We start from the raw sequence: 7,087 nt of genomic DNA, 5'->3' as shown, positions 1-7,087 counted from the left end.
TGCGGACGGCTCCCAATCCGGCACACGGGCTCTTGCCCAGGGACCTCACGGGATGCCGTCCGCACCTCCATTATACAGAAAACTGGTTAGACAGGGACCTCACCGCCTGCCCCGAGCGCGAGGCCCCGGAAAAGGTCCGGGGCGGGCGTCTTGGCGCCTCACCCCTAGCCACCCACATCAGACGCCTGCGAGAGCCGGGCCAGCGGCGGCCCGCGGGATGCCGCTGCGACGGTCCTGTCTGCCACTTTATCTTGGCAAAGCCCGTACAACATCTCCTGAATGCGCCTGAGGTAGCCAAAGCGGCAGCCCGGGGGGCGGGCAGCCGATGGCCTCTCGCACTTGGCATGCAAAATGCTGTCGGCAGGCGTTTGTCCTGCAAGCGCCGAGAGACCGGCGGCCTCCGGCCTTGTTCCGGGCCTTCCCCCATGTCCCGGGCCTGACCCGGCACCTCCACATCCGCCTCAGGCGCAAAGCCAAAGGCCCTGCCCGCCGGCCCACGCAAACCTTTGTGACCCCATCCGAAACACCGGACAAACCGCCACAAAACTGTTACACTCCCCCAATGCTCCCAGTGTTTCGGACACCGAAACCACCTTGTCCGAAACCTGCTGTTCCCAACTGGCGGAAGGACGACCTCATGACCCAGACAATCGGCAACCCCCTCTCCTGGTCGGCGCAGGCGCTGGGCAAGGGCCTCACCTCCACCGGCGAAATCGTCGAGGAACTGCATCCTCACGAAGACACCGCCATCGTGATCCGTGACATCGGCCTCAAGGACCTGCGCACCGCCCTGGCGCGCGGCTATGACGACTTCCTCGCCATGCGCACCGACGTGATGTGGATCGTGCTGGTCTATCCGGTGATGGGCTTCGTGCTGGCTTGGTTCGCCGCCACCGAGAGCCTGCTGCCGCTGCTGTTTCCGCTGGTCTCGGGCTTTGCCCTGCTCGGCCCGGTCGCCGGCGTCGGCCTCTACGAGATGAGCCGGCGACGCGAGGCCGGTCTGCCGGTGCACTGGCGCGACGGGTTCAACATCGCCTTCTCGCCCGCCGCAGCCCCGATGGTGGTGCTCGGCGGCTATCTCATGGTGCTCTTCATCGGCTGGATGATGACCGCCCTGGTGATCTACAACGTCACCCTAGGTCCGGCCGCGCCGGTCTCGGCCAGCGCCTTCATCAGCGATATCTTCACCACATCGGCCGGGCTGCAGATGCTGGGCGCCGGAGTGGCGCTGGGCTTTGTCTTTGCGGTGCTGGTGCTGGTCACGGCGCTGATCTCCTTCCCGATGCTGGTTGACAGGCGGATCGGCCTGCCGCTGGCAGTCGCCACCTCGGTCGAGGTTGCCTGGCGCAACCCGGTCACCGTCGCGGTCTGGGGGATGATCGTCGCGGCACTGCTGGCGCTGGGCTTTGTCACGCTCTTCGTCGGGCTGATCTTCGTGCTGCCGATCCTCGGCCACGCCACATGGCACCTCTATCGCCGGGCAGTGGCACCGCCTGAACCGGCGGCGAAGCGACCGGTCGCCGAGGTTCTCGACGCCTAGCTCTCGCCCAGCTTCGGCGCGCCCTTGCCCAGCGCAAGCTCCGCGCCGGAGAAGCGGAAGGGCGACCGCACACCGGGCACGCCCTCCGCCTCGATCTGCAACCCGCGCGCCTGCACCTGCGGGTCGGCCATGACCTCCGCCATGTCGTTGATCGGCCCGGCGGGCACGCCCTGCGCCTCGCAGGCGGCCAGCAAATCGGCCTTGCTCCAGCCTGCCATCGCCGCGCCCAGCACGTCGGTCAGCACCGCGCGATGGGCCAGCCGGTCGGCATTGCTGGCAAACCGCGGATCAAGGCCCAGTTCCGGCAGCGCCAGCAGGTCGCACAGCCGGCGGAACTGCGCATCATTGCCCACCGCGATGATCAGATAGCCATCGGCACAGTCGAACACCTGGTAGGGCGCGAGGTTCACATGGGCATTGCCCATCAGCCCCGGCGCGGTGCCGGTGCTGAGATAGTTCATCGCCTGGTTGGCGGTCACCGCCACGGCGCAATCGAGCAGGCTCATGTCGATCCACTGGCCCGCGCCGGTGCGGTCGCGCTGGTGCAGCGCCGCGAGAATGGCGGTCGACGCATAGACCCCGGTGAAGATATCGGCGATCGCCACCCCGGTCTTCTGCGGCTGGCCGCCTTTCTCTCCGGTGATCGACATCAGCCCGGACATGCCCTGGATGATGTAGTCATAGCCGGCGCGATGGGCATAGGGCCCATCCTGGCCGAAGCCGGTGATCGAGCAATAGATCAGCGCCGGGTTTTCCGCTTTCAGGCTGTCGTAATCCAGCCCGTATTTCTGCAACCCGCCGACCTTGAAGTTCTCGATGACGATATCGGCGTCGGCCACCAGCTCACGCACCCGGGCCTGGCCCTCAGGGGTGCGGAAATCGACGATCTCGCTGGTCTTGCCACGGTTGCAGGCGTGGAAATAGGCGGCCGAGCGGTCGCCCTCGCGCTCGATGAAGGGCGGGCCCCAGCGACGGGTGTCGTCGCCCTCGGGGCTTTCCAGCTTGATCACCTCGGCGCCGAGATCGGCGAGGGTCTGACCGGCCCAGGGACCGGCCAGGATGCGCGCAAGCTCGATCACCCTGAGCCCGGCGAGTGGGCTCATGCGTCGCCCAGCTTCTCGTCGAGGATCGCCTTGAACTCGGAATAGGACATGTTGGTATAGAGCTCGCCGTCGATCACGAACGACGGGGTGCTCTTGATGTCATCCGCCTTGGCGTTCTCTTCGAACCAGGCCACCAGGGTGCGGGCCTTGTCGCCATCCTGCAGGCAGCTTTCCAGCGTCTCCTCGGTCAGCCCGGCGAGGCGGCCGATCTTGCGCAGTTCGCCGACGATGGTGGCGGGATCGCCAGAGGCCACCCAGTCGCTCTGGCCCTTGTAGATCAGATCGGTGATGCCAAAGAACCGCTCCTGCCCGCCGCAGCGCGCGATCATCGAGGCCCAGAGGCCGTAGCGGTCGAAATAGACCTCGCGGTAGACGAACTTGATCTTGCCGGTGTCGATGTAATCGGCCTTCAGGTCCTTGTACTGGTTCTCGTGGAAATTGGCGCAATGCGGGCAGGTGTAGCTGGCATATTCGATCACCGTCACCGGCGCATCCTCGGCACCCTGCACCATCTCGACGATCGACGAGGTGTCGACCTCCGCGTCAGAGGATTCCTGCGCGTCGAGCGCGCCGGCGGGGATCGCGGTGCTGTCGGCGCCCTGATTGAGCAGCCACCAGCCGCCGCCGGCCAGAAGCACCAAGGCCAGCAAGGCGGCAGGGATCAAACGCGTCATATCTTGTTTCCTCTCGGGGTCAGTCATGTCTTCGCCTTGGATAGAACGTTCCGGGCGAGAGCTTCAAGCGCCCCCCTGAGGCCGTCATCGGTCACATTTTCGGCATAAGCCTGCGCGTCTGCGGCGATTTTCGGATCGGTCGGCGGCGGCGCGGCGGGCGCGTCGTGATAGCTGAACTGCGCCTGTCCCTCGGCAAAGCCGGTCGGCGCGGTCTGGGTGATCTTGATCCGGGCAATGGCATTGTAGCCATAGACCGCGTTGACCCGCTCGCGCAGCTGGTCCTTCTGCATCTCGAGCATCGGCGCATTGGCCCCGGTGGTCAGCAGGGTCAGCGTCGCGCCGAGGCCGCCGCGGCCAAAGGAGACATTCACCGGCCGGGCGATCTTGGCGATATCCGCCCCGGCGACCTCGGGCCAATGGGTGAGCAGCCGGGTCTCGGCAAAGCCCCGGCTTTCACTGCCCCGCTGGATACGCTGGCTCAGAAGCTTGGATGTGCGGGCAAAGCCCCTTGTCGTCGCTCTTCGCTGCGGCACGATTGACTCCTTCTCTCGGGGGCTATTCTAGTGACCCGCGCGCCCCGCGCCAGCAAAACCCGACATATGCACAGGCTTCTGAGATCTTCGTGAATACCGACCCCCTCAAGGCGCCCAAGCGCCCTGTCCGACCTCGGAAGGGCCCAGCAGGCATGACGCGCGTTCGGCTGAAAGACCCGCAATCGAAAGTGCGCGAGGCAGATGTCGGGGTCTGCCCTCCCGTCACGCCGCAGGCGTGCCGATTTCTAATGGCGGACCTTTGGGGCGACGGGGAGGTCGCGCAGGGCGCTTGCGTGCCGGGCGGAACGCCAGCGTGGTGCAAACATAAAGCCGCAGGGGCCGCTGATGCATAGCCCCGAAACCCTCTCAACCGACCTGCTCGGCTGGTACGACCGCCATGCCCGCACCATGCCCTGGCGGGTGGCCCCTTCAGCGCGGAAGGCCGGGGTCCTGCCCGACCCCTATCGCATCTGGCTCTCGGAGGTGATGCTGCAACAGACCACCGTCGCCGCCGTGCGCGACTATTTCACCCGGTTCACCACCCGTTGGCCCACCGTCGCCGATCTGGCGGCGGCCGAAGACGCGGATGTCATGGCCGAATGGGCCGGGCTCGGCTACTACGCCCGGGCCCGCAACCTGCTGAAATGCGCCCGTGCCGTGGTGGCCGAGCATGACGGGCAGTTCCCGGCCGATCACGCCGCGCTGCTCACCCTGCCCGGGGTCGGGCCCTATACCGCCGCTGCCGTCGCCGCCATCGCCTTCGACCTGCCGGAAACAGTGGTCGACGGCAATGTCGAGCGCGTCATCGCCCGGCTGCACGACGTCCACACGCCGCTGCCCGGGGCCAAGCCCGAGCTCACCGCCCTGGCGCAGACCCTCACGCCGCAGGTGCGCCCCGGCGACTATGCCCAGGCGATCATGGATCTCGGCGCCACGACCTGCACCCCGCGCAACCCGGCCTGCGGCCTCTGCCCCTGGCGCGACGACTGCGCCGGGCGGCTGGCGGGCAGCGCTGCCGAACTGCCGAAGAAGACCCCGAAGAAGCCCAAACCCACCCGCCACGGCATCGCCTATATCGCCCGCCGGGTCGACGGCGCCTACCTGCTGGAGCGCCGCCCCGACAGCGGGCTTCTGGGCGGTATGCTGGGCTGGCCCGGGTCGGACTGGGGCGAGGCGCCGGGCGAGGCGCCGCCGATCCGCGCCGAGTGGAAGGCGCTCAACACCGAGGCGCGCCACACCTTCACCCATTTCCACCTGCGCCTGACGGTCAAGACCGCGCTGGTGCCGATGGACCGCGCACCGGCGCGCGGCGATTTCGTCGAGGACTTCCGCCCCGGTGATCTGCCCACGGTGATGCGCAAGGCCTTCGACCTGACCCGGGGCTGAGGCACGCCCGGACACCGCCGATATGCACCGACGCGCCCCGGACCCGGTCAGGTGACTTTCCGCCGGGCCTGCCAGGAGGTCCCGGATCGGGTCGGGAACAGCGGCGCTTGTCTCGGCAGGGTCTTGTCCCCTAGCGGTATTGACGTTCTTGTCCCCGACGTTATGCCACCGGCGGTGCGCAGAACCTCCGATCTCACTCAGGGCAGGAACGCGCCCCGACATCGCGCGCAGCCCCCCGCGCCCCGGACCCGGTCCGGGGCCTCTTCCTCACAACCCGCCAGGAGGTCCCGTGACAAGTCCGGCACGGGCACGCCCACACCGACCTGACATGATCCTCGCTGGTGCTGCACCAAAGGCCGGCCGCTGCCGCGGTCCTCCTCTTAATGCGTAGGGTCCAACGTCACCCAAGGGCCGAGACACACGCCGCCCGCGCCCCTTCAGCCGTGAACATGACATCACGGAATTCTTGATCCTCCGCCCCCCCGGCGCAATACTCGCCTGGAATGGCAGCGCAACACAATGGCACCTTGCCCCCGAACAGGCCGCCCGGACCCAGATGACCCAAACCCCCACCGCGCTGCAAAGCGCCCTTCCCTTCTGGGCCTCTTTCCTGCTGCTCCCGCTGGCCTGGATCGGCGCGACCTATGGCGGCTGGACCATCTTCCTGTTGCCGCTCTGCACCTGGTACCTGTTCTCCGCCCTCGACGCGCTCACCGGCCTCGACCTGTCGAACGCCGATCCGGCCACGCCAGAGACCCACCTCACCTGGTACAAGCGCCTCACCGCGCTCTGGGGGCCGGCGCAATTCCTCACCCTCTTCGCGATGATCTGGTACGTGCCGCGCGCCGACCACCTCGCCACCTGGGAGGCCATCGCGCTGATGTTCGGCACCGGCGTGCTCACCGGCACGATCGGCATCAACTACAGCCACGAGCTGATGCACCAGCGCAACCGGCTCGAGCGCTGGCTTGGCGACCTCCTGCTGGCGATGGTGCTCTATTCACACTTCCGGTCCGAGCACCTGCTGGTGCATCACCGCTACGTCGGCACGCCGCGCGACCCGGTGACCGCGCGCTACAACGAGAACTTCCACCGCTTCTTCCCGCGTGTCCTGCGCCAGTCGCTGGTGTCCTCCTTCAAGGCCGAAGCCGCCATGCTCGCCCGGAAGGGCAAACCCTGGCACGCCCGCGCCAACCCGTTCTGGCGCTACTGGGCGCTGCAGGCGCTGATGCTGGCCCTTGCCGCGGCGTTCTCCGGCTGGGCCGGCCTCGGCCTCTTCCTGTTGCAGGCCCTCACCGCGATCTGGCAGCTCGAGCTGGTCAACTACGTCGAACACTACGGCCTCACCCGCAAGCATCTGGGCGGGGGCCGCTACGAACACGTCCAGCCGCGCCACAGCTGGAACGCGGCGCATCGCGCCTCGAACTGGCTGCTGATCAACCTGCAGCGCCATTCCGACCACCACTACAAGCCCGACCGCCGCTTTCCGCTGCTACAAACCTACGGCGAGGACGAGGCGCCGCAGCTGCCTTACGGCTACCCGGTGATGACGGTGGCAGCGCTGATCCCGCCGCTCTGGCGCCGGGTGATGAACCCGCGGGTGCGCGCCTGGCGCAAGCAGTTCTACCCCGAGATCGACGACTGGCGCCCCTACAACAAGGCACAGACCCCGCCGCCCCGGTGACCGCCATCAAACCGGCACGCAATCCCGTTCCGGACCTGATCCGGCAACCGTAATCGGTCACCGCGTGTCAGACGGTTTTCGGGTCGAAGGGTTTGCCCGTTCGCAGCATCGCGTTGAGGATCGTCAGCAGCTTGCGGGCGACCGCGATGATGGCCTGTTTCGCGGTC

The 7,087-nt window shown here is 67.4% G+C and carries 6 protein-coding genes; 3 read left to right on the top strand and 3 right to left on the bottom strand.

Features of this window, described 5'->3' with window-relative positions; all coding sequences use genetic code 11:
* Positions 1–637: 637 nt before the first annotated feature.
* Positions 638–1,540, top strand: coding sequence for a DUF2189 domain-containing protein (locus VOI27_RS23035; RefSeq protein WP_323769003.1), 903 nt, complete (start codon positions 638–640; stop codon positions 1,538–1,540).
* Here VOI27_RS23035 and VOI27_RS23030 read toward each other — a convergent pair.
* Genes VOI27_RS23030 through VOI27_RS23020 form a run of 3 tightly spaced genes read right to left on the bottom strand, consistent with a single transcriptional unit; the run spans position 1,537 to position 3,850 of the window.
* Entirely contained in the window at positions 1,537–2,643 is a 1,107-nt protein-coding gene (locus VOI27_RS23030; RefSeq protein WP_323769001.1) for a CaiB/BaiF CoA-transferase family protein, read from the bottom strand. The genes VOI27_RS23035 and VOI27_RS23030 overlap by 4 nt on opposite strands.
* A complete protein-coding gene (locus VOI27_RS23025) occupies positions 2,640–3,317 on the bottom strand; it encodes a DsbA family protein (protein WP_323768999.1) in 678 nt (225 codons plus the stop codon). Before VOI27_RS23025 ends, VOI27_RS23030 begins: the two co-directional genes overlap by 4 nt.
* A gap of 23 nt (positions 3,318–3,340) precedes the next feature.
* Positions 3,341–3,850 (bottom strand): DUF721 domain-containing protein, encoded by a 510-nt coding sequence (locus VOI27_RS23020; RefSeq protein ID WP_323768997.1) that lies wholly within the window; start codon positions 3,848–3,850, stop codon positions 3,341–3,343.
* 345 nt (positions 3,851–4,195) lie between these two features.
* Between VOI27_RS23020 and mutY the strand changes: the two genes are divergently transcribed.
* Positions 4,196–5,236: an A/G-specific adenine glycosylase gene (mutY, locus tag VOI27_RS23015; RefSeq protein ID WP_323768995.1), complete on the top strand. Its 1,041-nt coding sequence runs from the start codon at positions 4,196–4,198 to the stop codon at positions 5,234–5,236.
* A gap of 556 nt (positions 5,237–5,792) precedes the next feature.
* Entirely contained in the window at positions 5,793–6,920 is a 1,128-nt protein-coding gene (locus VOI27_RS23010) for an alkane 1-monooxygenase (RefSeq protein WP_323768993.1), read from the top strand.
* Positions 6,921–7,087 lie beyond the last annotated feature (167 nt).

The organism is Marinovum sp., from assembly GCF_034669705.1.
Classification (GTDB): domain Bacteria; phylum Pseudomonadota; class Alphaproteobacteria; order Rhodobacterales; family Rhodobacteraceae; genus Marinovum.
The sequence above is the reverse complement of the archived record's forward strand: the minus strand, read 5'-3'. Positions and strand labels throughout refer to the sequence as shown.